Below are 26683 nucleotides of genomic sequence, written 5' to 3'. Positions count from 1 at the left end.
GCCGCTCAAGGCAGCCGGTCAGGGCTGCGATGGCGGAGGTCTCCGCCCTGCCCGGCTGCCGGCATCGTGGCGCCCGGTGACATTCCTGAATTGCCAGCAAGGGTGACATTTCTGGATGGTTGCAACATTTGTCGCCTTTGGGGGACGCGCTATCTTGGAGTGCGACTTTGATCCTCCCCACTCGGCTGGGCACCAACAGAACAGCGGCCGGAAGAACCGGCACCCCTCCCCCTCGGCTGCCTCGATCGGGAACCTCAAAGCAGCCACTCGATCGGCAGCAGCCCCACCAGCGCCAGCAGAAGCCGCGAGAACGGGGTCGCGCCGGGCTCTTTCTCATGGCGCATGGCATCTCCCCGGACCGTTTCTTCCCAGACCAGCGCGCCGTCCTGCAGGGACAGGCGGTAGCTGGCATCGAGGAAGGTGGTGGCGAAAGCCCCCGAAAGGCCGGCGGCCAGACGCGGGCTGTCGATCAGCACGCCCATTTCGGTGTTCAGCCCGAAGGACCGGGGGTCGAAGTTGAACGAGCCGATGAAGACCTCGCGCCCGTCCACGGCCATGATCTTGGAATGCAGGCTGGCGCGGGACGAGCCGCCGATGGGCGCGCGCTCTTCCTCCTCGGGGTCGGCGGCGAAGCCGGGCTTCAGCTCGTAAAGTTCGACGCCCGCCGCCAGCAGGTCGGGACGGTATTTCACATAGGCGCCATGGACCAGGATCACGTCGGTTGCATTCTGCGAATTGGTCAGGATGCGGACGCGGGTGCCGGACTGCGCCAGCCCGACCAGCGCCTCGGTGAAGCGGCGGCCCGGCACGAAATAGGCCGAGACCAGATCGACCGAGCGTCCCGGTCCCGCCAGCAGCGCCATCAGTTGCGGGAACAGCAGGTCGTCCACCCTCGCCTGCCCCAGCCCCTTGGCCGGGTCGTCGCTGACCAGCGCCACCCTTGTCCATTCAAGGACCTGCCCGCCCGTCCCGATCGCCGTCACCACATTGGACTGCGCCAGCCGCCCGGCGTAAAGCCGCCCCTCGGCCGAAAGCGCGGCGGCATCGGCATCCGCGACCAGCCGCGCCAGCGCCTCCTCCTGCGGCGCGGGCAGGATCAGCCCCGCCGGATAGGCCGAGCCGCTGGCCCAGTAGCGGTCGAAATCCGCGCCCACGGCATGGGCGGCAGGCCCCGCCACCAGCACGTCGGTGTCGATGTAATGCACCCCCTCGCCGAAGGCGAAGTAGATGTCGCCGATGTTGCGGCCGCCGAGGATGCTCATGGCGCCATCGGCGGTCAGCGACTTGTTGTGCATCCGCCGGTTCAGCCGCACGAAGTCGAAGGCATAGCCTAGGACCTTAGGGCGGCGCAGGATGAAGGGGTTGAACAGCCGCACCTCGACGCCGGCCAACGCATCCAGCGCCGCGAGGTCGGGGTCCAGCCCGGCGATGCCGTTGTCGTCCAGCAGCAGCCGCACGCGGACCCCGCGCTCCGCCGCGCGCCGCAACTCGTCCAGCAGGATCAGGCCCGTCGCGTCGCGCTGCCAGATGTAATACTGCACGTCCAGCGCCTGCGTCGCCGCCCGGATCAGGGCCACGCGGGCGGCAAAGGCGTCCAGCCCCTCGATCAGCGGCACCACGCCGCTTTGTCCCTCCGGTCCTGCCAGCGCCAGCCGGCCAAGCGGCGTCCCGACTGACGCCTGCACCGCCGCGCTGGCGATCCGCCCCTCCAGCGGGGGCGGGCGAAAGACCAGATGCAGGCCGGCCAGCAGCGCCAGCACAAGGGCCAGAAGGACGGCGGCTTTCTTCAGCATGGGCCCATGAAAGGTGATGCTCGGGCGGCGTCAACAGCGCAGGCGCTGCTATTCCGCCTGCACGTCCCTTTGCTTGCGGCCGCGGCTGTGGAACCATTCGCGCATCGACTGGATCACGAAGAACAGCGCCGGGATCACGAACATCCCGATCAGCGTCATCCCGATCATCCCCCCGATGATCGTGACGCCGACCGAGTTCTGCGACCCTGCCCCCGCCCCTGCCGAGCGCGCCAAGGGCAGCACGCCGAAGATGAACGCCAGCGAGGTCATCAGCACCGCCCGGAACCGCGCGACCGAGCCGCTGACCGCCGCCTGCCGCGGAGTCATGCCGTCGTCCGAGCGGTCCTTGGCGAACTCGACCACGAGGATCGCGTTCTTGGCCGCAAGCCCGATCAGCAGGACCAGCGCAATCTGGACGTAAAGGCTGGTCGGCAGCCCCACCAGCCGCAGGGCCAGCATCGCGCCAAAGGCCGCTGCCCCCAGCGACAGGATGATGGACACCGGCAGCATCCAGCTTTCGTAAAGCGCGACAAGGAACAGATAGGCGAAAAGCAGCGCGATCCCGAAGACCACGATCTCGCTGCCGCTGCTTTCCGCCTGCTGCAGCGACAGCCCCGACCAGGCGAGCGAGAAGCCCGCGGGCAGGGTCTCGGCGGCGATGCGCTCGACCGCGCCCATGGCGGCGCCGGTGCTGAAGCCGGGCGCGGGCTGGCCGTTGATCGTCGCCGATTGATACAGATTGTAGCGCTGCACGGTGTAGGGCCCGAGGTCGTCATGCACCGTGACGACATTCTGCAGCGGCACCATCCGGCCGTCCTCGTTCAGCACCCGCAGGTCGAGGATGTCGTCTGCGGTATCGCGGTAAGGCGCGTCCGCCGACAGGTTCACGTCGAAGACCCGGCCCCCAAGGGTGAAGTCGTTGACATAGGCCGATCCGAAATGCGTGCCGATCACGTTGTAGATGTCGCTGACACTGAGACCCAGCCGTTCCGCCCGGGTGCGGTCGATTTCCACGAAGACCTGCGGGACCGCGGCGCTGTAGGTCGAGGTCACCCCCCCGATCTCGGGCGCCTGGTTGGCCTGGCTGACGAAGGACCGCAGCACCTCGCCCAGTTCCTGCGGCGACTGGCCCTGCAATGCCTGCAGCCGCAGGTCGAGGCCGCCGACCGCGCCCACGCCGGGGATCGGCGGCGGGGCGAAGACCCCGATCACCGCGCCGGGGATCGCCGCGAACCGGGCGTTGAGCTGCCCCACCAGCGCGGAAAGCTGCAACTCGTCGCTTGTCCGTTCCTCCCAGGGGATCAGCGAGGCGACGACCATGGCGCCGTTCGGCACCACCGTCCCCTGCAGGATGCTGAAGCCCGCGACCGAGATGGTGTTGGCGATGCCGGGCGTTTCGGCCAGCGTGGCGTTGACCTCGTCCAGCACCTCCTGCGTGCGCGACAGGGATGCCGCATCGGGCAACTGGATGTTGACGAAGAAGGCCCCCTGGTCCTCGTCGGGCAGGAAGGTCGCGGGCAGGTTGATGAAGAGCCACACCGCGCCTGCGAAGCAGGCGGCGAGGATGCCCAAGGGCACGATCCAGATCCGCAGAAGAAAGGCGACGATGCGGCCATAGCCGTCCCGCACCCAGTCGATGAAGCGGCCGACATAACGCAAGGGGCTGCGGTTGCCCCCCGGCCGCGGCGGGCGCATCAGCACCGCCGCCAAGGCCGGGCTGAGCGTGATCGCCACCAGCGCCGAGATGGCTAGGCCGAAGCCCACCGTGACCGCGAACTGCCGGTAAAGCTGGCCGCTGATGCCGGGCAGGAAGGCCGTGGGCGTCACCACCGCCAGCAGCACGAAGGTGGTCGAGATGATCGGCGCGGTGATCTGGTCCATCGCCCGGCGCGCGGCCTCGCGCATGGACAGGCTGGGGTCTTCCTCCAGCACGTGCTGGACGTTTTCCACGACAAGGATCGCGTCATCGACCACAAGCCCGATCGCCAGCACCAGCGCCAGAAGCGAGATGGTGTTCAGCGAATAGCCCATCACCAGCAGCGCCGCCATCGCCCCCAGCAGCGAGACGGGGATCGCCACGCCCGCCACCACCGTCGCGCGCCAGTCCTGCAGGAACAGGAAGACGATCACCATGACGGTGATGAAGGCTTCCACGAGGATTGTCAGGATTAGGTTGACGCTGGAACTGACGAACAGCGTCGCGTCATAGATCACCTGGTATTCCAGCCCCGGCGGGAACTGGGCCGACAGCCGCTCGATCTCGGCCAGCACGGCGTCGCGGGTGTCCAGCGCGTTGGCGTCGGGCGACTGGTTCACCTGGATCATCGCGGCTTCCAGCCCGCTGACGCGGGCCTGCGCGGCATAGCTTTGCGCGCCCAGTTCCACCCGCGCGATGTCGCCCAGGCGGATCATGGCGCCGTTCGCGCCCTCGCGGATGATGATGTTCTCGAACTCGCGGACTTCGGACAACTGGCCCTCGCCCACGATGGTGTATTGCAGGTCGACGCCGCCCAGCGAGGGCGGCGCGCCGATGGTTCCCAGCGAGGCCTGGATGTTCTGCTCGCGGATCGCGGCCATCACCTCGGCGGGCGGGATCGACAGCGCGTCCATGCGCGGGCGGTCCATCCAGACCCGCATCGAATATTCCGCCGCCCCCACGACCGAGGTGTCCCCGACCCCGTTCACCCGCGCGATGGGGTCCAGCAGCGTGGTCGAGGCGTAGTTGGCGATTTCCAGCTCGTCCACGCTGCCGTCCGGGGACAGAAGCGCGATGGCCAGGATGAAGTCGGGGGAACTGGCGTTCACCGTCACGCCCTGCTGCGTCACCGGCGTCGGCAGTTGCGGCATCGCGCTTTGCACCGCGTTCTGCACGTCCACCTGCGCCAGATCGACATCGGTGCCGACCTCGAAGGTGATCGACAGGATGTAGAGCCCGGCGTTGGAACTGGTCGAACTCATGTAGATCATGCCGTCGACGCCGTTCACGGCGGTCTCGATGGGGCTGGCCACGACCTCGGAAATGGTGACGGCGTCAGCACCGGGATAGGCGGCGATGACATTGACTGTGGGGGGCGTGATCTGGGGATATTGCTGGACCGGCAGGATCGCCAGCGCGATGGCCCCCACGATCGAGATCAGCAGCGACAGGACGACGGCGAAGCGGACCCGGTCGATGAAGAAGCGCGACATCAGTTCGCACCATCGGTGCTGGTTACGGCGGCGCCGGCCGTGCCGGTCACGACCGCCTGCTGCGGGGCGACCTGCACCGCCATCCCGTCGGCCAGCCGCTGCAGGCCCTGCAGGACAATGGTCTCGCCCCCCGACAGCCCCTCGGTCACGGCAAGCTCGGTGCCGACCTGCGCCGCGGTGCGGATGCGGCGCTGCGACACGGTGCCGTCGTCGTTCACGACATAGACATAGCGCCCCTCGCGGTCCTGCAGGGTGGCAAGCTGGGGCACCACCGGCAGTTCGGGCGGGGTCCGCGGCCCGACCGAGACGCTGACGAACTGGCCGGGGATCAGGATGCGGTCGGGGTTTTCAAGAACAAGCCGCACCGGCACCGTGCCGGTCGCCGGGTCGGTCTGGCTGGACACGTATTCGGGCCTTCCTTCCAAGGGATAGGCCGCGCCATTGGCAAGGATCACCCGGAAGGCGAGATCGCCCGCCGACAGGTGCCGCCCCTCGGCCTCCTGGCTGCGAAGCTCGATCAGCAGCCGGTCCGAGATGGAAAAGACCACGCGGATCGGGTCGGTCTGGACCAGCGAGGCCAGCGGCCCGCTGGTCGGCCCGACCAGCGCGCCCTGCGAATAAAAGGCGCGGCTGATCTCGCCCGCGAAGGGGGCGGCGATGGTGGTGTAGCCCTGCTGGATGCGGGCGCTCTGCAGGTCGGCCTCTGCCACGGCGACGGCGGCGCGGGCGGCGGCCTCGGTCGCCTGCGCGTCCTCCAGCAGCGACTGGGCGGTGACGTTGCGCTGGACCAGCACCTCCTGCCGGGCAAGCTGCTGCTCGGTGTTCAGCAGTTGCGCCCGGGCCTGGGCCACCCGCGCCTCGGCCGCGCCAACGGCGGCGTCATAGGGGGCGGATTCGATGCGGAACAGGGTCTGGCCCTCATCCACGAAATCGCCCGCGTCGAATTCGACGGCATCAAGAAAGCCCTGCACGCGGGCGATCAGGTCCACGGCGTCGATCGCCTCGACCGTGCCGCTGAAGACCTCGGCATCCGCGATCGGCTTGACGGCGACGGGGGCCGCCACCACGGCGGGGGGCGGCATCGCGGGCTGCTGGGACAAGGCCGGCTGCGAGGCCAGTGCCAGAAGCGCAAGGGTCGCCAGAAGCCGTCGCACCATCGTCCCGCCCCTTGTGTTGCCCTCAGGTCCAAGCCGAAAACCGCGGTTCGGTTGCATCGGCGGGGCCAAGAATATCCCGCCGTGGCCCGCGGGGTCACGCAAAAGCGAGGCTATGTCCCTTTCCTGCCCCCGGGCAAGGCCCATGCGGGACGGGTCCGCGCCTTAAAACCGCGTGGGTGTTCTTTCACCGGCCCCCGCCCGTGCCTATCTGCTGCCCGCACCCCTCGGGCAAAGGGCTTCATCCATGACCGACCGTTCCCGCAGGGTTCCCTCGGCCCGGCTTGCCCGCCTTGCGGGTTTCGGCCGGATCGCCGGCGGCGTCGCGGCCGGCGCCCTGGGCGAAGGCGCCCGCCGGCTGGCGAGGGGAGAGCGCCCGCAGTTGCCCGACCTGCTGCTGACGCCCGCCAATGCCCGCAAGGTGACCGCGCAGCTTTCGCGGATGCGGGGCGCGGCGATGAAGCTGGGGCAGATGCTGTCCCTTGATGCGGGCGACATGCTGCCGCCGGAACTGACCGCGATCCTCGCCCGGCTGCGCGACGAGGCCCATGTCATGCCGCCCCGCCAGCTTGACGGGGTGCTGGCCGGGGCATGGGGGCCGGACTGGCGCCGCCGCTTCGCCCGGTTCGAGGGACGCCCGCTTGCCGCAGCCTCGATCGGGCAGGTCCACCGCGCCGTCCTGCCCTCGGGGCAGGTGCTGGCGGTCAAGGTCCAGTATCCGGGCGTTGCGGCCAGCATCGACGCCGACATCGACAATGTGGCCACGCTGCTGCGGCTGTCGGGGCTGCTGCCCCCCGGCCTCGACACCGGCCCGCTGCTGGCCGAGGCGCGGCGGCAGTTGCACGAGGAAGCCGACTATGCCCGCGAGGCCGCGCAGATGCGCCGCTATGCCGCGCTGCTGGAAGGTGATCCCCGCTTTGCCGTGCCGCGCCCGGTGGACGATCTGCTGCGCCCCGGCGTCCTGCCGATGGACTTCCAGCCCGGCGCCCCGATCGAGACCCTTGCCGACGCCCCCGAGGACCAGCGCAATGCGGCGCTTTCGGCCCTTCTGGACCTCGTGCTGCGCGAACTGTTCGACTTCGGGCTGATGCAGACCGATCCCAATTTCGCCAACTACCGCTGGCAGGCGGACAGCGGGCGGATCGTCCTGCTGGATTTCGGGGCCACGCGCCCGGTTGCGCCCGAAACCGCCGGCGCCTACCGCAACCTGCTGCGCGCCGGGCTGTCGGGCGACGGCGGGCGTCTGCGCGGGGCGCTGGTGGCGGCGGGCTTCGTTTCGCCCGCGCAGGACCAGCGGCACGGCGCGGTGATCGGGACCATGATCGCCGTCCTGCTGGCCCATGTCGAGGCGAGCCGCGGCGGATTGTTCGACTTTGCCGACCGCGGCTTCGTGGCCGAGTTGCGCGAACTCGCCGCGCCGATCCTTGCCGACCGGGAAAGCTGGGGCCTGCCCCCGGCGGAAACGATCTTCATCCAGCGCAAGATCAGCGGCACCGCGCTGCTCTGCGTACGGTTGGGGGCACGGGTGCCGCTGCTGGACCTCGTGGCCCGGCACGGCTGAACGCGGGCCGCCCTACGCGGCCCCCGCCACGGGGACGTTGTCGATCAGCCGGGTCTCGCCCAGCCATGCCGCCACCAGCAGGCGGGCCGGGCGGTCAGCGCACTCAAGAGGGGACAAGTCGTCCTCGGCGCGCAGGTCAAGGTATTCGACCTCGCGGAAGCCGGTCGAAAGGATCGCCTTCCGCGCCGCCGCCAGCACCGGCGCGGCGGCCTCACCCGCCGACAGCGCCCCGGCCGCGCGGAACAGCGCGGCGGCCAACTTCGGCGCAATCGCCCGTTCGGCTGCCGACAGGCGCAGGTTGCGCGACGACAGCGCCAGCCCGTCCGCCTCGCGCACCGTCTCGCAGCCGATCACCTCGATGGGGATGTCGAGGTCGCGGGCCATGCGGCGGACCACCTGCAACTGCTGGAAGTCCTTTTCCCCGAAGAAGGCGAGGTCCGCCCCGGTCTGCAGGAACAGCTTGGACACCACCGTCGTTACCCCGTCGAAATGGCCGGGGCGATGGGCGCCGCAAAGCCCCTCGGTCACGCCGTGGACCGAGACGGTGGTGGCGAAGCCCGGCGGATAGATTTCCCCGGCCGCCGGGGCATAAAGCAGATGCGCCCCGGTCGGCCCCAGCTTGGCAGCATCCTCTCCTTCCGTGCGGGGATAGGCGGCGAGGTCGGCGGCGCTGTTGAACTGGCGCGGGTTGACGAAAAGCGTGACCACCACCCGGTCGGCGCGGGAAAGCGCCGCGCGGACAAGGCTCAGGTGGCCTTCGTGCAGCGCGCCCATGGTGGGGACCACGGCGATGGTTGCGCCCTCGGATCTCCAGCGGGCGGTGGTGGCGCGCAACTCGGCAAGGGTGGAGACGATCGGGACGCTCATTGCGCGGGTTCGTCGGCGAAGGCGTGTTCCGGCGCGGGAAAGCGGCGCGCACGGACGTCATCGGCATAGGCGGCGATGGCGCTGCCGGCGTCGCGGCCAAGCTCGGCATAGCGGCGCACGAACTTCGGGCGGAAGTCCTCGAACAATCCCAGCATGTCGTCGATGACGAGGATCTGGCCGTCGCAGGCGGCGGACGCCCCGATGCCGATGGTGGGGATCGGGATGGCTTCGGTGATGCGGCGGGCCAGCCCCTCGGGCACCTTTTCCATCACCAGCGAAAAGGCCCCTGCCCCGGCCAGCGCCGCCGCCTCGGCCGCGATCCGGTCGCCGTCCTCGCCCCGGCCCTGCACCTTGTAGCCGCCGAGCGTGTGGACCGCCTGCGGCGTCAGCCCGACATGGGCCATGACGGGGATGCCCCGCGCGGTCAGGAAGCCCACGGTTCCGGCCATCCCGGCCCCGCCTTCCAGCTTGACCGCCCCCGCCCCGGTTTCCGCCATCAGCCGGGCGGCGTTGCGGAAGGCCTGCTGCGGGTCTTCCTCGTAGGAACCGAAGGGCATGTCGATCACCATCAGCGCCCGGTCCAGCCCCCGCCGGACGGCCTGCCCGTGCAGGATCATCATCTCGATCGTGACGCCAAGGGTGGATGGCAGCCCGTGCAGCACCATGCCGAGGCTGTCGCCGACCAGCACCAGCTCGCAATGCCGGTCCACCAGCCGCGCCATGGGGGTCGTGTAGGCGGTCAGGCAGGCAATGGGATCGCCCCCCTTGCGCGCCAGGATGTCGGGCGGCGTGATCGCCCGGATGGCTGCCGCTACGCTCATGCCTGCCTGTCCTTTCCCGCCGGATTTCCCGCCCCGCGCAGGGCTGGAATGCGTCCTTCGACCCATGCCGAGAATATACGACAAGGCGCGGAATGGAACCCGCAACCTGCCGCGCCTGACGGCCCTGTGCCGCAAGAAGGTTGTTTTCCAAGGCTTCCCGGTATAGGAACCGCCGGGTTCGCAGGTCCCGGACGCTTTTCCTGATGCGTCCTGCCCGCTCGTGATCCGATGCGATTGCAGGGTAGCGCCGCACTTCGGTGTGGGGCCTTCATTCATGTGCCGCCGGTCATCCGGCCGGCGCCGATCAGGGTTGAAGACGGAGCCACATGCAGGATTCAAAGCTGGCGGTAAGCCAGGTCTACAAGGTGTTCGGCAATGACGCCGACGGCGCCTTGCGCCTGCTGCAGCAGGGGAAAAGCAAGCAGGAGATCCTCGCCCAGACCGGCGCGACCGTGGGCGTCCAGGACGCCTCGTTCAGCGTGAAGGAAGGCGAGATCTTCGTGGTCATGGGCCTGTCCGGCTCGGGCAAGTCCACGCTGGTGCGGATGCTGAACGGGCTGATTGCGCCCACCGCCGGGCAGATCCTCATCGACGGAGAGGATGTCGCAAGCGCCAGTCCCGCCGCGCTGCGCCGCATCCGGCGCGAGAAGATCTCGATGATCTTCCAGCATTTCGCCCTGTTCCCGCATTGGACGCTGGCCGACAACGTGGCCTACGGGCTGAAGATCACCGGGGTTCCGAAGGACCGGCGCCGCGCCCGCGCGCTTGAGGTTCTGGAGCAGGTCGGGCTCGCGCCCTGGGCCGACAGCCTGCCGTCCGACCTGTCGGGCGGGATGCAGCAGCGTGTCGGCCTTGCGCGCGGGCTCGCCGCCGGATCGGACATCCTGCTGATGGACGAACCTTTTGGCGCGCTGGACCCGCTGATCCGGCGCGAGATGCAGACCGAACTGCTGAACCTGCAGCAGAAGCTGAAGAAGACCATCGTCTTCATCACCCATGACCTGAACGAGGCGCTGCTGCTGGGCAACCGCATCGCCATCATGAAGGACGGCCGCATCGTCCAGATCGGCACCGCGCAGGAAATCGTGACCGCCCCCGCCGATGATTACGTCGCGGCCTTCGTGGCAGACATCGACCGCGGCCGCGTCTTCACCGCCGACGACGTGTCAAGCCCGGCCACGACCCTGCAGCTTCGCCAGACCAGCGTCCGCGACGCCCTGCGGATGATGGAACAGGGGGGCAGCAACGCCCTTTACGTCATGGACGGACTGCGGGTCGCGGGCGTCGTGACCTATCAGCAGCTCGCCGCCTCGGAAATGGACCCCAGCCCTACGACGACGCTGCAGGATGCGCTGATCACCGACTTCCCCACCGCCGACGCCACGACCAGTCTCAGCGACCTTTACGGCGCGGCCGGTTCCGGCCTGCCGATCGCCGTCACCGACGACCGCGAGCGGCTGGTGGGCGTGGTCGAACCGTCGGACGTGCTGGCGCATCTGTCGGGCGATGCCGGCGCCGAAATCCCCCAGGACAAGGAGCAAGCCCATGCTCAGCCCCGCTGACATCGTGACCCTGCCCTTCGATGACTGGGTGAACGCCTTTGTCCGGGGCTGGCTGGTCCCGAACTTCCGGCCCTTCTTCCGCGCGGCGCAGGTGCCGATCACCTCGGTCCTCGGCTGGCTGGAGGCCCTGTTCCTTGCGGTGCCGATGCTGGTGACGACGGCGCTGTTCGCGGGGGCGGCATGGAAGACTGCCGGGCGCGGGATGGCGATCTTCACCATCCTCGGCTTCGCCTTCGTGGACATGATCGGCCTCTGGGGCGAAACGATGACCACGCTGGCGATGATCGTGACCTCGGTCTTCTTCTGCGCCGTCATCGGCATCCCGGCGGGCATCCTCGCCGCGCGTTCGGACCTCGCGTGGAAGATCATGCGGCCCGTTCTGGACGTGATGCAGACGATCCCGTCCTTCGTCTATCTGGTGCCGATCGTGATGCTGTTCGGCGTCGGCATGGCGCCGGGCATCATCGCCACCATCGTCTTCGCCCTGCCCCCCATCGTGCGGCTGACCAACCTCGGCATCCGCAACGTCCGCGCCGACCTGATCGAGGCGGCCGAGGCCTTCGGCTCCACCCGCTGGCAGATGCTGTGGGACCTGCAGCTTCCGCTGGCGATGCGGACGATCATGGCGGGGCTGAACCAGACGCTGATGATGGCGCTGTCGATGGTCGTCATCGCGGCGCTGATCGGCGGCGGCGGCCTCGGCCTTGTCGTCAACACCGGCCTTGGCCGCATGGACGTGGGCGGCGCGACCGCGGGCGGCGTCGGCATCGTGGTCCTTGCCATCGTGCTGGACCGCATCACCCAGGGGCTGGCCGAGCGGTCAGGCGTCCGCCGCGCCTCGTTGCGCCAGCGGATTTCGGGCCTTTTCCGCCCGCAGGCCGTGCCGGCGCCCGTGCCTGAAACCCGGAAGGCAGGCTGAACCTGCCTCTTTCGCATGGCGGGCCGACCGTTGGCCCGTCCATCCGCAAATCGAAACAAGAGAAAAGGAGACCCGGATGATGTCCCGTCTCAAGCTTCCCCTGATCGCGACTGCCGCAGTGGCGCTGTTGTCCGCCATGCCGGCGCAGGCCCAGAACCAGGACCGCCCCGGCGAGGGCCAGTCGATCACCATGGCCCGCCCAAGCTGGGACACCGGCTGGTTCCAGACCGAGATCTTCAGCCAGGTGCTGCGCGAACTCGGCTACGAGGTGTCCCAGCCGATGACGCTGGACAACCCCGCCTTCTACCAGTCGGTCGCCTATGGCGACGTGACCATGTGGGTGGACGGCTATTTCCCCGGCCACACCACCTACAGCCCGTTTTATGAAAGCGGGGCCGAGGTCGTCGGCGTGGTCGCGCCCCGCGGATCGATCGAGGGCTATCTGGTGGACAAGGCCGCGGCCGAGCGGCTGGGGATCACCTCGGTCGAGGATTTCAAGCGCGACGAGGTCAAGGAAGCCTTCGACCGCGACGGCGATGGCCGCGCGGACCTGGTGGCCTGCCCGCCCGGCTGGGCCTGCGAGATGGTGCTGGAACATCACATCGAGGCCTATGACCTGCGCGACCACGTGAACCCGATCAAGGCGGGCTATGCCGCCGCCATGGCCGACGCGGTCGCGGCCCATGGCGCGGGTGAGCCGGTGTTCTTCTACACCTGGACGCCCAACTGGACGGTGAACGAACTGGTGCCCGGCGAGGACGTGGTCTGGATTGAGGTTCCCGAAGTGGACCTGCCTGCCGACCTGATGCACCTGGCGGATTCCGCCACCAGTCCGGGGATCGAGGGCTGCGTCAGCGATCCCTGCCGGCTGGGCTTTCCGGCCAACGACATCTCCTCGGTCGTGAACACGGCCTTCCTGGACGAGAACCCGGCCGTGCGGGCGCTGCTGGAAGCCGCCGAGATCCCGGCGGCCGAAATGTCGGCGCAGAGCGCGAAGATGAACGCGGGCGACACCGACATCGTGGCCCATGCCACCGCATGGATCGCGGAAAACCGCGCCACCGTGGACGGCTGGCTGGAACAGGCCCGCGCCGCCGCGCGCTGACCCGACAGACAGGATGCACGGAACAGCGGGCGCCGGGAAACCTGCGCCCGTTTTCGTCACGGGCCGGAATGGAACCGCCGGGCAGGTTCGGGCGCTGGGGTTCATCCAATGCCCGCTCGCCATTTCGTGAGGAGCGGTGAACGGGCATCCACCTGCGGAAAGGAACAGGCCCCATGGTCGTGTTGCACTGCGCCGTTGCGATCCTGCTGGTCATCCTTCTCATCATCCGCATGCGGGTGGACCCGGTCATCGCGCTGGTGCTGGGTTCGCTTTACCTCGGGCTCGCCTCGGGGGTGGGTTTCACCGGGACGCTGGCCGCGATCACCTCGGGCTTCGGCGAGATCATGGCCAAGGTCGGGCTGCTGATCGGCTTCGGGGTGCTGATCGGCTCGCTTCTGCACGCGACAGGGGCCTTCAAGCGCATCGTCACGGTGCTGGTCGCAGGCGTCGGGCCACGGCGGCTGCCCTATGCCATGGCGGCGGTCATGTCGACGATCTTCCCCTCGATCTATGTCGATGTGCAGGTGGTGCTGGCCTCGCCGGTCGCCCGCGCGGTTGCGCCCCATGTCGGGCGGACCGGCCTGCCGCTGCTGGCGGGGGCCATCGGCACGGGCATCTTCTCGGGCTATGTCTTCGTGGTGCCGGGGCTGGCCGTGCTGCTGATCGCAGGCCAAGTGGATGTGAGCCTCGGGGCCTGGCTGTTCTGGGGCCTGATCCTCGGGCTTTCCACCGCGCTGCTGACGACCTTCCTGTTCCAGATGCTGCTGCGGACGCGCTACTGGAAACCCGTCTCGGACGAGGACCCCGACGACGCGATGGAGGAGGTCGAGGCGCATGACCGCGCGGTCGAGGAGGTGCGGGACGTGAATATCCCCAGCCTGCCCATGTCGGTCGCGCCCATCCTTGTGCCGCTGCTGATGATCGCCTTCGGGGCCTTCGCCGACCTTGCGGGCATCACCAACGACTTCATCGATTTCATCGGCAACGCGAATCTGGCGCTGTTCGTCGGGCTGCTCTGGGCCTATCTGCAGGCCCGCCGGTCCATCGGGATCGAGCGCAGCAACGCGGCGGTGTCCGAGGGCTTCCATACCAGTGGCGAAATCCTGCTGATCACCGGGGTCGGCGGCTCGCTTGGCGAGGTCATCGGCGCCTCGGGCATGGGCGAGGCATTGGCGGGTCTGTTCTCGGCTGACGCCAGCGGGTCGGTCCTGCTCAGCATCCTGCTGGCGTGGTTCATCGCGGCGGTGCTGCACCTGGCCATCGGCTCGGTCTCGGTGGCGGCGCTGACGGCCGCGGGCATCATCGGGCCGATCATCCCGCAGCTTTCCGTCTCGCCGGTGGTGATCGGCCTCGCCATCGCTTCGGGGTCGCTGTTCGCGGTCCATGTGAACAGCAACTTCTTCTGGATGTTCAAGGCGTTGCTGGGTCTCTCCACCTCGGGCGCGCTGAAGACGCTGACGGTCGTCACCTCGCTGGCGTCGCTGGTATCCCTGCCCATGGTGTTCCTTGTGAGCATGGTTCTCTAGAACCGCGCCCGGCGGCTTTTTCCGCCGCCGCGAGCGTCTGGCAACCTGCCCCTTCCACGGGCTGCGGGACGTCGGCGGCTGCCCGGTTCAGAGAGAAATCTCATGCAACGATCCACCACGGGCTGGCCTCTGGGGAAGCAAATAACAAATCATTGAGAATCACAACCACAGGTTGTAAGCGTTCTCTCGCCGACGGTTCGGCGAAGCTATGCCGAGCGGATTTCCCCCATGCTGACAAGGTGATGGGGTGTGCCGTAACCCCTCCGCCGGCACTATCACAAAGGGAATCTGCTGAATCATGGCAGCAAGAGCAAAACCGGGACAGTTGGGCATGGCGACTCCGTTCGGAGAGTTGCTGGGACGTTCCACGGCAGAGATGAATGCCGAAATCGACGACTATGTGGCGCTCGGCGTCGACTGGGTGCGCCTGGACATCCACTGGAGCCTTGTCCAGCCCCGCGCCAACGGCAGCTTTGAATGGTCGCAGGTGGACAAGGTCTTCAACGCCCTTGACGCCAAGGGGATCAAGGTCACGGCGGTGCTGAACAACACCCCGAACTGGGTGGGCGACAACCTGTCCAGCCGCGCCGACCAGGAAGCCTTCGGCCGCTTCGCGGGCGCTGCGGCGCAGCGCTATGACCACATCGTGGACCACTGGGAAGTCCTGAACGAGCAGAACAAGAGCGGGATCACGCCCCAGAACTATACAAGGGTGCTGCAGCAGGCGCATGACGCGATCAAGGCGGTGAACGGCGACGACGCTGTCATCACCGGCGGCACCGCGGCCGTCCCCTCGACCGGCAACGGGATGTGGGGCGCGGTCGACTACCTCAAGCAGATGTATGACGCGGGGGCCAAGGACTATTTCGACGCCGTGGGCTACCACCCCTACAGCTTCCCGCTGATGCCCAGCAGCGACAAGTCCTACAACGGCTGGCAGATGATGGAAGACGGCATCCGCAAGACGATGGTGGACAACGGCGACTCGCACAAGCAGATCTGGATGACCGAGTTCGGCGCCAAGCAGGCGGGCAATGGCCTGACCGTCAGCCAGGGCGAGGCGGCGCGGATGCTGCGCGATGCCGTCGACATCGCCGAGGACCTGCCCTGGGCCGGGCCGATCATGTGGTTCTCGTACCAGGATTCCAGCTTCGAGCCGGGCTTCGGCCTGCTGGACGGCAACGGCAACCGCCGCGAGGCCTACTGGGCGTTCAAGGAACTGGGCACCCAGGACGGCGGCTCGGGGCCTGTTTCCTCGCCGCCGCGGGGCGAGGCCGAACAGCCCCCGGTTTACGCGGCACCGCCGCCGCAGCAGCCGGCCCCCGACTCGGGTTCCGGGTCCGACAACGGCCGGACCATCGAGGGCGGCAGCGGCAACGACGTGCTGCGCGGCACCAGCGGCGACGACATCCTGATCGGCAAGGGCGGACGCGACATCTTCACGGGCGGTTCGGGCCGGGACACCTTCGTGTTCAGCGAAGCCGGGTCCTATGACCGCATCACCGACTGGGAAAAGGGCGACAGGATCGACCTGCGCGGCCTTGATGCCGATTCCGGGCGCTGGGGCCACCAGGGCTTCGATTTCGTCGGCTCGAACTGGCTGCGGGACGCGGGCGACCTGGGGGCCTACACCAGCCGGGCGCATAACAAGACCTATATCCAGGCCAACACCGACAACGACCGCGAGTTCGAGGTCAACATCGTCCTGGACGGTATCCACCAGCTCAGCGCGTCGGACTTCCTGATCTGATCCGCAGCTTTACAGGATATGGCGGGCGCTGACGACCCCGGCGCCTGCCTTCCCTGCCAGCAGCTCGTTGTAAAGCGCCGTGACCTTGGCCGTCATCTGCGCGGTCGTGTAGCGGGCCAGATAGCGGCGGCGGCCGTTCTCGCCGAAGCGGGCCAGCTCGGCATCCGGCGTGGCGCGGATCATCGCCACGATCCCCTGCACGTCGTCGGGCTGGAACAGCCGGCCCGTCTCGTTATCGACGACGATGTCCTGCAGCCCGCCCACCTGGCTGGCAAAGACCGCAAGCCCCTGCTGCATCGCCTCGGCGGCGACAAGGCCGAAGCCTTCCCAGCGGGACGGGACCAGCAGCAGGTCGGCCCGGCGATACAGGTCGAAGACCGTCGCGCGGTCCTGCCAGCCGATGATGCGGACGTTGTCGGGGCAATCGGGCAGCGCCTCGTCCGAGGTGATGCTGCTGCCGATTGCGACAGCCTCGGCCTCGTCCCCCAGCTCGCGCATGACCTCGAGGAAGGTGTCGAAGCCCTTCTGCCGGTCGAAGCGTCCGGCGAAGGCGATCAGCCGGCGGGCGGGCGCGGGCGTCAGGTAGTCGCCCGCGATCCCGGTCCCCGGAGGCGGGCTGATGCCGTTCTCGATCACCACCAGCCGGTCGGGGGAAATGCCCGCGGCCAGCGCCTCGCGCCGTTCGTGGTCCGAGATGCAGACGATCCGCTCGGTCACGCGGGCCAGCAGCCGTTCCACGAGGGCCGTCGCCCGCCGCATCCGGCTTGAGCCTTCGCGCGAGAAGGCCCAGCCATGCGGGCAATAGACCACATGCGTCCCCTTGGGGATCAGCGGGAAGAAGGCGCGGATCGCGGCGCCGGCGAAGGTCGAATGGATGTGCAGGATGTCCGGCCGGGTCCGGCGGACATGGCGCAGCGTCAGCAGCGCCATCCGCAGAAGCGCCCGGACCGAGCCGCGGCGGTGGCGGAAGGTGATCAGGCTGAACCGCGGGCCGGACAGCTTCGACAGCGCCTCGCGGTTGATTTCCGGGGTGATGACGTCGATCTGCACATCCGCGAGGCTGTGCAACTGCTCGCCCACCAGTTCCTCGAGATAGGTCACGACACCGCCCAGGGGGGCTTCGGTCACATGAAGGATGCGGTGCAGGGGGGGGTTGGCGTCACGCATGGCGCACCTTTGTCACGGCGTCGCGCAGGCGGCCGTAGATCCCCGGCGCCGCGCCCCGCGCCAGCAGCATGGCGGCGCGGCTGGGGCCGAGGCCGCCATGGCGGATCGCCGAGGCCAGCAGCGACAGGGCGCGCAAGGGCCGGGTGCGGACGATCTGGGGGACAAGGAAGCGGGCGAGATAGCCGTGCATGGCGCGGGGCGACAGCCGCCCGGCCTGCCGCGCCGCCCATTCCAGCACCTCGGCCTGCGAGGTGGTATAGCTCAGCCGCCCGGCGGCGCGGTCGTCGTGCCAGATCACCTCTGGCTCGGGCAGCATGCGGAAGCGGGCGCCCGCCTCCTCCAGCCGCAGGCAGAGGTCGAGGTCCTCGAGGCAGCGCAGGCCGCGGTCGAAGCTGACCCGCGCGAACAGCGCCCGCGGGATCACGAGGGTCGAGGTCTGCATCAACCCCTCGTCCGCGAACAGGTAGTCGCCGACGCTTTCATCCGGGCCGATGGCGCGCGGCGGCTTGACCATGCGGTTGCCATCGCCGCGATCGAACAGCAGCGGCGAATACCAGACGGTCAGCTCCGGCGCGTCATCCTCACGGATCGCCGCGTCCAGCCGCTGCAGCTTGCGGGGCAGGAACTCGTCGTCCGAATCAAGAAACGCAAGGAATTCGCCATGGGCCGCGCCCGCGCCCGTGTTCCGGGCGGCCGAGGCGCCCGCATTGGGCTGGCGGATGCAGCGGATGCGGGGGTCGCCCATGGCCTCGACCGCCGCGGCGGTGTTGTCGCGCGAGCCGTCGTCCACGACGATCACCTCGAAGTCGGGGAAGGTCTGGGCCAGGCAGGATTCGATCGCGCGGCCGATGGTGTCGGCGCGGTTGTAGGCCGGGATGACGATCGAGAATCGCGGCGGGCCGCCTGCGCGATCGCCGCCGGGCGCTGCTGCATTCCTGAATGTCCGGTTCATCAAGGCCGCCGATGCGAAACGTGGAGATCGTTATATAGTTAATAGGACGCCTCAGATCACTCGAAGGCAAACCGAAATGTGTTTGACAGGCGGGGAATTGCCGAAATACGGAGGTTGCGCCCGTCCCGTTGTTCCTGTCAGAAGACCTCGCATCCGCCCGGGCTGGACGGGCAAGCTGATCTATTGTGCATGGATCAACTGCTGATTGAGGTTTTGTTTCGATGTCGGGCGAGTTTCACCTTTCGGTTGTAATTCCCAACCGCAACCGGGCGCATTCCCTTGCCCGCGCGGTCCTGTCGGTGCGCGATGACGACGCCGGGGCTGAAATCATTGTCGTCGACGACTGCTCGGACGAGGACCTGTCCGCCGAATACAGCCAACTGCAGGCCATGGGCGTGCGGGTGCTGCAGCAGGACAGCCGCCGGCGCGGCGGGGCGGCGCGGAACCGCGGCGTGCGCGAGGCCGGGGGCACCCATGTCAGCTTTCTCGACTCGGACGATGTCTGGCTGCCGGGCCGCCACGACCGCATCCGCCGCTTCTATGCCGCGCCCGGCCGGGACCGGACCGTTCTGGTCAGCGGCGCCCTGCTGCATATCGACGGCGACATCCGCAGGCCGCACCAGCCGGACTGGCGGCCGGGCCGCTCGCTGGTCGAATACTGCTACCGCGACGGCGGCCGGGTGCAGACCTCGATGCTGAGCCTGCCCGCCGGCATCGCCCGCGCCCATCCCTTTGACGAGGATCTGCGGGTGAACCAGGACACCGACCTTGCCATGCGGATGGACCGGGCCGGGATCGCCTTTCACATCGATCCCGAGCCGGGCGTCACAAAGGAGGAATCCCCCCGCCCCGACCGGCTGACCACCGGGGCCGAGACGGCGGACCTGTCCTTTGCCTGGTACCGGCGCGAGTCGGGCGACTGGTCGCCCGCCGCCCGCAGCGGCTATTTCCTGCAGGACCGCGTCTGGCGGCTGGCCGATTCCGGCCGCCGCCCCGCCGCCTTCGCGGCGCTGGCCCGCAGCCTCGTGCCCCCCGTCTCGCCGCGCGAAACCGCCCGCCGGGCACTGAGCATGATCGCGGGCGAAGGGCTTTACAGCCGGCTGCGCGCGGGCTGGCGGCAGCGGGCGCCGGCACCGGCCGACCCCGGCCTGATTGCGGCGGGGGAAAGGTGGCGCGACCTTGACGCCCGCGCCCGCGCCTTCTGCGCCACCGCCCGGGACGCTGCCGCAGGGCAGCCGGGGACCATCCAATGACGCGCCTCATCTGGCCGCTTCTTCTTCTGCTGGCGACGGTCGCGCCCGCGCAGGCGCAGCAGCATGTGATCGCCTCGGGCGAGACGCTGGAAATCTCGGTCTTCCGGGTGCCCGAACTGACGCGCGAGGCGGTTGTGGACATTGACGGCCAGATCGCCTTTCCGCCGCTGGGGCGGATCGCGGTCGCCGGGAAGACCACCGAGGATGTCACAGCGCTTCTTCAGGAACGCTTGTCAGGGTTGGAGATCATGCTGGACGCGCAGGTGACGGTGGGGCTTGCCGCCGTGCGCCCTGTGGTGATCGGCGGCGATGTCGCCCAGCCTGGCGCGATCCCCTTTGAACGGGGGATGACTGTGCGCCGCGCCATCGCCATGGCGGGGGGGCTGGGGGCGCTGCGTCCCTCGCTGGGGGCGGCGGCCGAGCTGCGCGCCGAAGGCGATGCCATCGCCGCCGAGCTTCTGGCCCAGCACGCGACGCTGGCCCGCGCCCGCGCCGAACTGGACGGCGCCGGGCAGATCGCGGCCGCCGACCTGCCCCGGCTTGCCGGCAACGAGGATGAGGCCGTCCTTGCGCTTGCCAACCGCCTGCTGGCGGCGGCCAATGCCGAAAGCGAGGCGGAAAAGGCCTTCTACACCCGCGATATTTCCATGATCGACACCCGCGTCGCCCGGCTGAAGGAACAGATCGAGTATCAGCGCGCCCTGGTCGAGCAGCAGATCGAGGAAGTCACCCGCTACACCGACATGCAAAGCCGCGGGCTGACCCCGCAGACCCGCGTGTCCGAGGAATACCGCACCCTGAACGAACTGCGCGGCAATCTTTCCGAAGTCGAGGCCTCGATCGCCGATGTCGAGCGCCAGCGCGAAAGCGTCGCCCATGAGCTTGACCGCCACGACGCCCGCCGCACCGCCGCGCTGGAAGCCGAGGCGCAGGAGGCCCTGACCGCCATCGCCGCGCTGAACGCCCGCATGAACGGCGTCGCGGGCCAGCTTTCCCAGCTTGGCGCCGGCGGCTTCGACGCCGTCGAGGTGACGCTGTATCGCGCGGCCGACGGGCAGGAAGCGCCGGCAAAGGCCAGCGAGGACACCGTCCTGCAGCCGGGCGACCTGATCGAGGTCGACCTGCCCGACAGCTTCTTCGGGCTGCCGCCTTCCGCCGGTGCCTTGTCGGCCGAACCCGCCTCGGTCCCGCGCCGTTCCGGCCAGCTCTCGACCCTGGCCCAGCAAAGGCCCACGCCATGAACCACGCCAGCCTTCCCCCCGACCCCCAAACCGGGCAGCAGGCCAGGCATCACGGGGCCGAGGCGGTGCCGCAGCCCGCCGCCTCGTTCACCCTGGGCGAGGTCTTCGCCGCGATCCGGCGCAGCCCGCTGCTGGTGCTGCTGTTCACCGCGCTTGGCGGCGGCGGCGCCTTCATGGCCGCAAAGGCGATGCCCGACAGCTATTCGGCCACGGCCAAGCTGATCTCGGACGCCGACCGCGCCGGCATCATCCAGCGGACCGAGCCGGGCACCCAGGTCACCGCCGAGGATGCCGCTACCGCGACCATCGTGGAAACCATCGACACCCCCGTGTCGCTGGCCTATGCGCTGGACGCGCTGACGCCCCAGCAGCAGTCGGAACTGATCGTCACCGCCGAGTTCCCGCCCGACGAGCCGATGACCGAAGCGCAGCAACGGGCGCAACTGCTGCGGCACATGTCGCGCAGCCTCGACGTGACCCACAGCGGCCGGTCCTATGTGGTCAACATCACCTACAACTCGGAAAGTCCCGAGCTTTCGGCCACCATCGCCAATGCGGTGGCGCAGGGCTACCTGAAATCCCGGTCGGACCTGCGGCTGGACGTCTACCAGCAGATGCTGGTGAACCTCGACCGCGAGCTGGACACCCTGACCCGCGACCTCGCGGAAGCCGAGCGACGCGCCCAGACCACCCGCGAACGCGGCCGCCTGATGCAGTTGCGCTTCGAGACCCTGACCGGCCAGCGCCAGACCGAGGCCATCGAGGCCAGCGCCGAGGTCTATGCCCAGCAGCGCGAGGCCGAGCGCGAGGTCCAGGCGACCGCCGCCGTCTATGAACAGCTTCTGCTGGAATACCGCCGGATTCAAAGCCGGATCGGCGCGCCGGAACTGACCGTGCAGCTTTTCGCCCCCGCCGTGGTCCCGCTGACCCCGGCCGGGTTCAACGCCAAGCCGATCATCCTGGCGCTTGGGCTGGTGGCGGGGTTCCTTGCCGGATCGTCGCTGGCCATCCTGCGAAGCGCCTGGCAGCGCCGGCGCCTTGCGCGGAGGGACCAATGACCGAAGCAAGACCCGATCTCTGCGTGCTGATCCCGGTCTTCAAGGACCAGTCCGGGCTGATCGAGACGCTGGAGGTGCTGGGCCGCGAGTCCCATCCCTTCGACATCGTGGTGGTGGACGACGGCTCGCCCCAGCCCGTCACCTGCGCCGAGAGCTACGGCCCCCATGCCGTGACCCTGATGCGGCTGGACCGCAACCGGGGGATCGAGCACGCCCTGAACGCCGGGCTGGAGGCGATCCTTGCGCGCGGCTATCCGCATATTGCCCGGCTGGATTGCGGCGACCTGCCCCTGCCCGGCCGGTTCGAGCGGCAGGAGGACTTCCTGCAGGCCAACCCCCGCGTCGGCATGGTCGGCACATGGGCGCGCTGCGTCGATGACGACGGCAACTACATGTTCACGCTGCGCTTCCCGGTGGACCATGACGAGATGCTGCGCAAGCAGCGCTATGTCCCTGCCCTTCTGCATCCCACGATCATGATCCGGGCCGAGGCGCTGCGCGACATCGGGCTTTATTCCGACCGCTACAAGACCGCCGAGGATTACGACCTGTTCGTCCGCATGGGCCGCAACTGGCGTCTGGCCAACATCCCCGAGGTGCTGACGCAATACACCATCAGCGCCACGGGCACGACCGCGGCCAAGCGCAAGCGCAACCTCGTGGCGCGCTTCCGGGTGCAGCGGGACAATTTCTCGGCCCGCGATCCCCATGCCTGGGCCGGGATGGCGCGGACGCTGCTGTTCATGGCCATCCCCTTCGGCTGGCTGAACGCGGTCAAGAAGAAGGCGTGGAAGTGACGGCCAGCGCCTCGGCTGCCACGCGCGAGGGGCTGCGGGCCGCGCCGCTGATCGTGCTTCTGGTGGTGGCGACGGTCTTCAACGACCTGATGCCGCTTTTGCCGGCGGGCGAGCTGTCCAAGGACGGCTTCATCTATGTCCTGCCGCTGGCGCTGCTTTACTTCGTGATGCAGCCGGGGCGGATCGCCATCCCCTCGGCCTTCTTCCTTGTGACCGTGGCCTTCCTGGTGGTCGTGGTGGCGGGGGTCGCCATCAATTTCCCGGAAATCTCGACCGTCTGGTACAAGGGACGCTCGGGGATGAGCCGGGTCATCACCCAGGGCATGGCCGTCGCGCTGGGGCCGCTGGTCACGCTGATGTTCTTCAACTTCGCGGCCCGCGGCCCCGAGGGGCTGGCCGCAATCTCGCGCGGGGCCTGGGTCGCGCTGATGGTGATGGCGGGCATCGCGGTGATCGAGGTCGCCTCGTGGTACGGCATCCCCGGCCCGACCCAGATCTATGGGGCGCTGTCGCTGGTCATCCATGCCGAGACGCATGAATACTATCCCGACCGGCTGCGGATGACCGCCTTTGAATCGTCATGGGCGGCGGTGATGCTGACCTTCATCTTCCCCTTCGCCATCACCCGCGGCAGCAGGCGGCGGGTGGCGCTGGTGCTGGCCATCGTGGCGGTGATGATGGTGCTGCTGCAGTCCCGCACCGCGATGCTGGTGATCGGCGTCCAGTTCATGCTGTTCCTGCTGGGCTTCCTGCGCCACCGCAAGGACTGGCTGCTGCATGGCGCCTCGGCCGCGGCGGTGGTGCTGCTGGTGATGATGCTGATTCCGGGCGTGCAGAACGCGGTCATGGAACGGGGCAGCAACCTCATCCGCTATGGCAGCATGGACGGGCTGATCGACCCGACGCCGGGCGCGACCGAAAACGTGTCCAACGTCACCCGCCTGGCCGCCATCCGCGCCGGCCTGTCGATGTTCGAGGAACGCCCGGTCCTGGGGGTTGGCCTCGGGCAATACGGCTTCAACTATCCCTATCACATCCGCGCCGAGGACCTGCGAAGCTGGGAGGTCCGCAGCTATGCCACCGCCGCCGACGTGGGGCTGACCTGGCCGCCCGCCTATTCGCTGCACGTCCGCCTGCTGGCTGAAACCGGGCTGCTGGGCTACCTGCTGTGGCTTGCGATGATCCTGCCGCTGCTGCTGCGCTCGCTCTTGCGGGCCTCGGGGGCGAGCTACACGGGCCGGCTGCATCTGGCAGTGGCGATGACGCTCAGCGGCTGGCTGATGCTGGGGGCCAGCATCGACAGCTTCCGCTTTTTCGGGGGCTGGATCGCCCTGGGGGTCGGGCTGGCGCTGTGGCGCTCGCCCGCGCGCTCTTCGGCGGCGTAAGGACCGCCCGGTCAGGGGATCAGCCGGAACCGCCGCAGCCAGCGCATGGCCTTTGTCTCATTGTGAAGCTGGCGCAGCCCGCGCATGGCCATGTGAACCGTCCGCCGCCGCGTGGGCGCCCACAGAATCCGGCCGGTTCCATGCGGAACCTCGCGCCAGACTCCCGCCGAAGGGGGCATGGCATCCGAAAGCCGCACAAGGGCGTCGAGCCATGCGCTGGAAATATGCGCAGCCGCGACGTGCCCGCGTTCCGGCACGGTTTCGGGATTGTCGACATAGGGGTTTGTGTTGATCTCGAAGATCTGCGGACGGCCGTTGACCAGCGCGTAATCGGCGCGGCCATACTGGATGCCCGTCGCCTCGAAGGCCGCGCGCAGGACGGGTTCGTCCTCGTTGCCCTGCAGGAACGCCATCTCGCGCTCGGCCGCGGGCACGATGCTGAGATCGGTGAATTCGCCCTTGCAGATCCAGTCCCGGCTCTGGTCCAGCGCCGAGGGGAACAGCCGGTCGCCGACACGAGTGTAGGACCGTTTTTCATGCAGTCCCAGTTCGTTGCGGGCATCGATATATTCGGTGACGACGAAACGGTCTCCCTGGCGGTCGTCGAGGTCGAGAGCGGCCACGGCGGCGCGCAGGGCCTCGGGCGTGCGCAGAAGCCCGGACCTCGGTCCTTCGTGATCGTCCAAGCGGCGCAGGAAGACGGGGTAGCGGAAGGATTCCGGCGGGGTCCGCAGCGGCATCATGCGGAAGTCGTTTATCCCGGCCTCGTGCAGGCGGCGCATGATGTCCAGCCTGTTGCCGATGCGGTCGGGCAGGTTCAGCATCGCGCAGTCGGGGCAGGCGCGGCGCAGCGCGTCGATCCGGTTCAGGACGGCCGGAAGTTCGTCTTCGTCCAAGCGTTCGTGGTCGGCGAAGATATAGGCCGAAACCGGCAGGCGCGGCAGTCCGGTGAATTCCTCGTAGCTCAGGATGACAATACGGCCGTGCAGGGGGTGGTCGCGGGTTTCGAGCACGTCACGGACGGTGTACTGGTGCTCGGCTGTAGCTACAAAGGTGATCATGTCAACTCACGATTTCCGGTTGCGAAGCAGAGAGATGAAGTCCTGGGCACATGGGCGGCATGTCACCAGAAGAGCGATCGGATAGGCCGCCGCTCCGGCCAGGATGATGACGGCCAGGGTCGGCACCGAAGGCTCCGGGACGCCGTTTCGAAAGCACAATGCGGCAATCGCGGCCCCCATGGCAAGCGCCGCCAGCCACACCCGCCCGATACGGCCTGACGCCGGGGCCACGTTTCCCCGTCCAAGGCGGAGGGCGAAGAACAGGACGGCGGCGATGGTTGCCAGCTCATAGACCAGGAAGGCGATCGCGGGGGCATTGCGACCCCCGGCACCGACCGTGATCGCAAATCCCGCGACCATGCAGGCCAGCGCGAAGATGCCGCCGATCAACCCGTATTCCGGGCGGCCCAAGGCCGAATAGGCGGAATCGTAGAACTGGAAGGGCAGCGACAGCGCCACCGCGAGGCACAGGATCTGCGACAGCGGCACCGCCTGGTCCCAGCCCGGTCCCACCAGCAGCGGCAGCAGCACCGGGGCGACCATCGCCAGCCCGACAAAGGCCGGGACCGCGACCATGGCAACGCCCGCGACGATCTCTCCGGCCGTGCGGACCAGACGGGGCGGGTCAAGCTGCAGCCGGACCAGCACCGAGAACGCAAGATTGTGCCCCACCCCCATCAATGCCATCCGCAACGGATCAACGATCCTCAGCGCGATGTTGAGCTGGCCCAGGGTGGCGCTGCCGAAGACTGCGTTGACCATGAAGGCCAGCACCGCCGGCACCGCGGAACCGACGCCGACATCGGCGAGGCTCAGCCAGGAAAAGCGGAAGAGTTCCCGGAACCGCTGCGGATGCCAGCGCACGAGCGTCCGCATTGCCTGCCCGCGATGCCACAGGAAACCCGCCGCAAGCAGCGGATACAGCACGTTCGGCAGCAGCCGCTGCAGCAGGAGCGACCAGACCCCCCAGCCCGCCAGCGCCGCCAGCACCGCGACCAGCGAGGCGATCACCGTGCCGGCGGCCTGGCAGAACGAGATCTCGACAAAGCGGCGGCTGCGCCGGGCCACCGCCCGCGCCACCGCCCCCGGCCCCTGCCCCGCCAGCAGCAGGGCCGAAACGACCAGATACAGGGCAAATCCGGGTGCGGCCGCCCAATGCTCGATGAGCGGGCCCAGCAGCAGCGACAGCAGCACCGCGGCCCCCGTCAGCACCATCGAGACGAAAAGCGCGGTTTCCAGATGCGCGGACCGCACCTGGCGCCGCTGGCTGAGGGACTCCTCGAAGGGCAGGCCGATAAAGGCGCCCATGATCGTGGCCACGGCCAGGACCAGCGTTGCCACGCCGAATTCCGCGGGCGACAGGATGCGGGCCACCACAACCGTGCTGGCCATCTGGGCAGACAGCCTCAGAACAGCATCTGCTGCGGAACTTCCGATCCAGATCCTGAACATTCATGTCCTGCACTCGGCCCGTTTCCGCTGCCTAATCCGCAGGTGCCCAATAAACAAGCACGGTTAACGC

The 26683-nt window shown here is 68.5% G+C and carries 20 protein-coding genes; 11 read left to right on the top strand and 9 right to left on the bottom strand.

From position 1 onward, the window contains the following. Positions 1–254: 254 nt before the first annotated feature. The 3 genes from H5395_RS13315 to H5395_RS13305 are packed head-to-tail and all read right to left on the bottom strand — an operon-like array spanning position 255 to position 6139. Positions 255–1793, bottom strand: coding sequence for a phosphatidylserine/phosphatidylglycerophosphate/cardiolipin synthase family protein (locus H5395_RS13315; RefSeq protein ID WP_182793065.1), 1539 nt, complete (start codon positions 1791–1793; stop codon positions 255–257). 48 nt (positions 1794–1841) lie between these two features. Next, positions 1842–4982 (bottom strand): efflux RND transporter permease subunit, encoded by a 3141-nt coding sequence (locus H5395_RS13310; RefSeq protein WP_220495034.1) that lies wholly within the window; start codon positions 4980–4982, stop codon positions 1842–1844. Continuing rightward, positions 4982–6139, bottom strand: a complete 1158-nt coding sequence (locus H5395_RS13305) for an efflux RND transporter periplasmic adaptor subunit (protein WP_182793064.1) — start codon at positions 6137–6139, stop codon at positions 4982–4984. Before H5395_RS13305 ends, H5395_RS13310 begins: the two co-directional genes overlap by 1 nt. A gap of 244 nt (positions 6140–6383) precedes the next feature. Here H5395_RS13305 and H5395_RS13300 point away from each other — a divergent pair, with 244 nt between their 5' ends. Continuing rightward, positions 6384–7697, top strand: coding sequence for an AarF/ABC1/UbiB kinase family protein (locus H5395_RS13300; protein WP_182793063.1), 1314 nt, complete (start codon positions 6384–6386; stop codon positions 7695–7697). Positions 7698–7709: 12 nt separating this feature from the next. Here H5395_RS13300 and panC read toward each other — a convergent pair whose 3' ends face one another. Then, a complete protein-coding gene (gene panC, locus H5395_RS13295; RefSeq protein WP_182793062.1) occupies positions 7710–8564 on the bottom strand; it encodes a pantoate--beta-alanine ligase in 855 nt (284 codons plus the stop codon). Continuing rightward, positions 8561–9385, bottom strand: a complete 825-nt coding sequence (panB, locus tag H5395_RS13290; RefSeq protein ID WP_182793061.1) for a 3-methyl-2-oxobutanoate hydroxymethyltransferase — start codon at positions 9383–9385, stop codon at positions 8561–8563. The genes panC and panB overlap by 4 nt, the downstream gene beginning before the upstream one ends. Before the next feature lie 326 nt (positions 9386–9711). Between panB and H5395_RS13285 the strand changes: the two genes are divergently transcribed. The 5 genes from H5395_RS13285 (at position 9712) to H5395_RS13265 (ending at position 16247) form a co-directional block, all read left to right on the top strand. Continuing rightward, entirely contained in the window at positions 9712–10947 is a 1236-nt protein-coding gene (locus tag H5395_RS13285; protein WP_182793060.1) for a glycine betaine/L-proline ABC transporter ATP-binding protein, read from the top strand. Beyond that, positions 10931–11866, top strand: a complete 936-nt coding sequence (locus H5395_RS13280) for a proline/glycine betaine ABC transporter permease (protein ID WP_182793059.1) — start codon at positions 10931–10933, stop codon at positions 11864–11866. The genes H5395_RS13285 and H5395_RS13280 overlap by 17 nt, the downstream gene beginning before the upstream one ends. A 76-nt stretch (positions 11867–11942) precedes the next feature. Then, entirely contained in the window at positions 11943–12971 is a 1029-nt protein-coding gene (gene proX / locus H5395_RS13275) for a glycine betaine/L-proline ABC transporter substrate-binding protein ProX (RefSeq protein ID WP_220495032.1), read from the top strand. A 173-nt stretch (positions 12972–13144) separates the two neighbouring features. Continuing rightward, a complete protein-coding gene (locus H5395_RS13270; protein ID WP_182793058.1) occupies positions 13145–14497 on the top strand; it encodes a GntP family permease in 1353 nt (450 codons plus the stop codon). Between the two features lie 331 nt (positions 14498–14828). Continuing rightward, the gene (locus H5395_RS13265) at positions 14829–16247 is read left to right on the top strand and encodes a glycosyl hydrolase (RefSeq protein WP_182793057.1); all 1419 of its coding nucleotides are present in this window, start codon (positions 14829–14831) and stop codon (positions 16245–16247) included. A gap of 9 nt (positions 16248–16256) precedes the next feature. Here H5395_RS13265 and H5395_RS13260 read toward each other — a convergent pair whose 3' ends face one another. Together H5395_RS13260 and H5395_RS13255 are read right to left on the bottom strand one after the other, a co-directional pair. Beyond that, entirely contained in the window at positions 16257–17414 is a 1158-nt protein-coding gene (locus tag H5395_RS13260) for a glycosyltransferase family 4 protein (RefSeq protein ID WP_182793056.1), read from the bottom strand. After that, on the bottom strand, positions 17407–18366 hold the full coding sequence (locus H5395_RS13255; RefSeq protein ID WP_182793055.1) for a glycosyltransferase family 2 protein: 960 nt from the start codon (positions 18364–18366) through the stop codon (positions 17407–17409). The genes H5395_RS13260 and H5395_RS13255 overlap by 8 nt, the downstream gene beginning before the upstream one ends. Before the next feature lie 221 nt (positions 18367–18587). On the opposite strand from H5395_RS13255, the gene H5395_RS13250 reads away from it, so the two are divergent. From H5395_RS13250 to H5395_RS19505, 5 genes are read left to right on the top strand one after another with little or no spacing between them, the layout of a single operon-like run. Further along, on the top strand, positions 18588–19619 hold the full coding sequence (locus H5395_RS13250; RefSeq protein WP_182793054.1) for a glycosyltransferase family 2 protein: 1032 nt from the start codon (positions 18588–18590) through the stop codon (positions 19617–19619). Continuing rightward, positions 19616–20860, top strand: a complete 1245-nt coding sequence (locus tag H5395_RS13245; protein WP_182793053.1) for a polysaccharide biosynthesis/export family protein — start codon at positions 19616–19618, stop codon at positions 20858–20860. Before H5395_RS13250 ends, H5395_RS13245 begins: the two co-directional genes overlap by 4 nt. Continuing rightward, entirely contained in the window at positions 20857–21918 is a 1062-nt protein-coding gene (locus H5395_RS13240; protein ID WP_182793052.1) for a hypothetical protein, read from the top strand. Before H5395_RS13245 ends, H5395_RS13240 begins: the two co-directional genes overlap by 4 nt. Then, positions 21915–22715, top strand: coding sequence for a glycosyltransferase (locus H5395_RS13235; RefSeq protein WP_182793051.1), 801 nt, complete (start codon positions 21915–21917; stop codon positions 22713–22715). The genes H5395_RS13240 and H5395_RS13235 overlap by 4 nt, the downstream gene beginning before the upstream one ends. Then, entirely contained in the window at positions 22706–24100 is a 1395-nt protein-coding gene (locus H5395_RS19505; RefSeq protein ID WP_182793050.1) for an O-antigen ligase family protein, read from the top strand. Before H5395_RS13235 ends, H5395_RS19505 begins: the two co-directional genes overlap by 10 nt. Positions 24101–24111: 11 nt before the next feature. Here the strand turns inward: H5395_RS19505 and H5395_RS13225 are convergent, their stop codons facing one another. Together H5395_RS13225 and H5395_RS13220 are read right to left on the bottom strand one after the other, a co-directional pair. Continuing rightward, positions 24112–25161, bottom strand: a complete 1050-nt coding sequence (locus H5395_RS13225; RefSeq protein WP_182793049.1) for a hypothetical protein — start codon at positions 25159–25161, stop codon at positions 24112–24114. Positions 25162–25167: 6 nt separating this feature from the next. Continuing rightward, positions 25168–26553 carry an oligosaccharide flippase family protein gene (locus H5395_RS13220; protein ID WP_182793048.1) on the bottom strand — a complete coding sequence of 462 codons (1386 nt, stop codon included), beginning with the start codon at positions 26551–26553 and terminating at the stop codon, positions 25168–25170. Between the last annotated feature and the right edge of the window lie 130 nt (positions 26554–26683).

Source organism: Paracoccus sp. MC1854 (genome assembly GCF_014164635.1).
Classification (GTDB): domain Bacteria; phylum Pseudomonadota; class Alphaproteobacteria; order Rhodobacterales; family Rhodobacteraceae; genus Paracoccus.
This window is presented reverse-complemented; position numbering and strand designations above follow the sequence as displayed.

Bases quoted from the DNA above. Each gene is read 5' to 3' on its own strand.
- H5395_RS13315 (WP_182793065.1), bottom strand. From the start codon at position 1,793: ATGCTGAAGAAAGCCGCCGTCCTTCTGGCCCTTGTGCTGGCGCTGCTG.
- H5395_RS13310 (WP_220495034.1), bottom strand. From the start codon at position 4,982: ATGTCGCGCTTCTTCATCGACCGGGTCCGCTTCGCCGTCGTCCTGTCG.
- H5395_RS13305 (WP_182793064.1), bottom strand. From the start codon at position 6,139: ATGGTGCGACGGCTTCTGGCGACCCTTGCGCTTCTGGCACTGGCCTCG.
- H5395_RS13300 (WP_182793063.1), top strand. From the start codon at position 6,384: ATGACCGACCGTTCCCGCAGGGTTCCCTCGGCCCGGCTTGCCCGCCTT.
- panC (WP_182793062.1), bottom strand. From the start codon at position 8,564: ATGAGCGTCCCGATCGTCTCCACCCTTGCCGAGTTGCGCGCCACCACC.
- panB (WP_182793061.1), bottom strand. From the start codon at position 9,385: ATGAGCGTAGCGGCAGCCATCCGGGCGATCACGCCGCCCGACATCCTG.
- H5395_RS13285 (WP_182793060.1), top strand. From the start codon at position 9,712: ATGCAGGATTCAAAGCTGGCGGTAAGCCAGGTCTACAAGGTGTTCGGC.
- H5395_RS13280 (WP_182793059.1), top strand. From the start codon at position 10,931: ATGCTCAGCCCCGCTGACATCGTGACCCTGCCCTTCGATGACTGGGTG.
- proX (WP_220495032.1), top strand. From the start codon at position 11,943: ATGATGTCCCGTCTCAAGCTTCCCCTGATCGCGACTGCCGCAGTGGCG.
- H5395_RS13270 (WP_182793058.1), top strand. From the start codon at position 13,145: ATGGTCGTGTTGCACTGCGCCGTTGCGATCCTGCTGGTCATCCTTCTC.
- H5395_RS13265 (WP_182793057.1), top strand. From the start codon at position 14,829: ATGGCGACTCCGTTCGGAGAGTTGCTGGGACGTTCCACGGCAGAGATG.
- H5395_RS13260 (WP_182793056.1), bottom strand. From the start codon at position 17,414: ATGCGTGACGCCAACCCCCCCCTGCACCGCATCCTTCATGTGACCGAA.
- H5395_RS13255 (WP_182793055.1), bottom strand. From the start codon at position 18,366: ATGAACCGGACATTCAGGAATGCAGCAGCGCCCGGCGGCGATCGCGCA.
- H5395_RS13250 (WP_182793054.1), top strand. From the start codon at position 18,588: ATGTCGGGCGAGTTTCACCTTTCGGTTGTAATTCCCAACCGCAACCGG.
- H5395_RS13245 (WP_182793053.1), top strand. From the start codon at position 19,616: ATGACGCGCCTCATCTGGCCGCTTCTTCTTCTGCTGGCGACGGTCGCG.
- H5395_RS13240 (WP_182793052.1), top strand. From the start codon at position 20,857: ATGAACCACGCCAGCCTTCCCCCCGACCCCCAAACCGGGCAGCAGGCC.
- H5395_RS13235 (WP_182793051.1), top strand. From the start codon at position 21,915: ATGACCGAAGCAAGACCCGATCTCTGCGTGCTGATCCCGGTCTTCAAG.
- H5395_RS13225 (WP_182793049.1), bottom strand. From the start codon at position 25,161: ATGATCACCTTTGTAGCTACAGCCGAGCACCAGTACACCGTCCGTGAC.
- H5395_RS13220 (WP_182793048.1), bottom strand. From the start codon at position 26,553: ATGGCCAGCACGGTTGTGGTGGCCCGCATCCTGTCGCCCGCGGAATTC.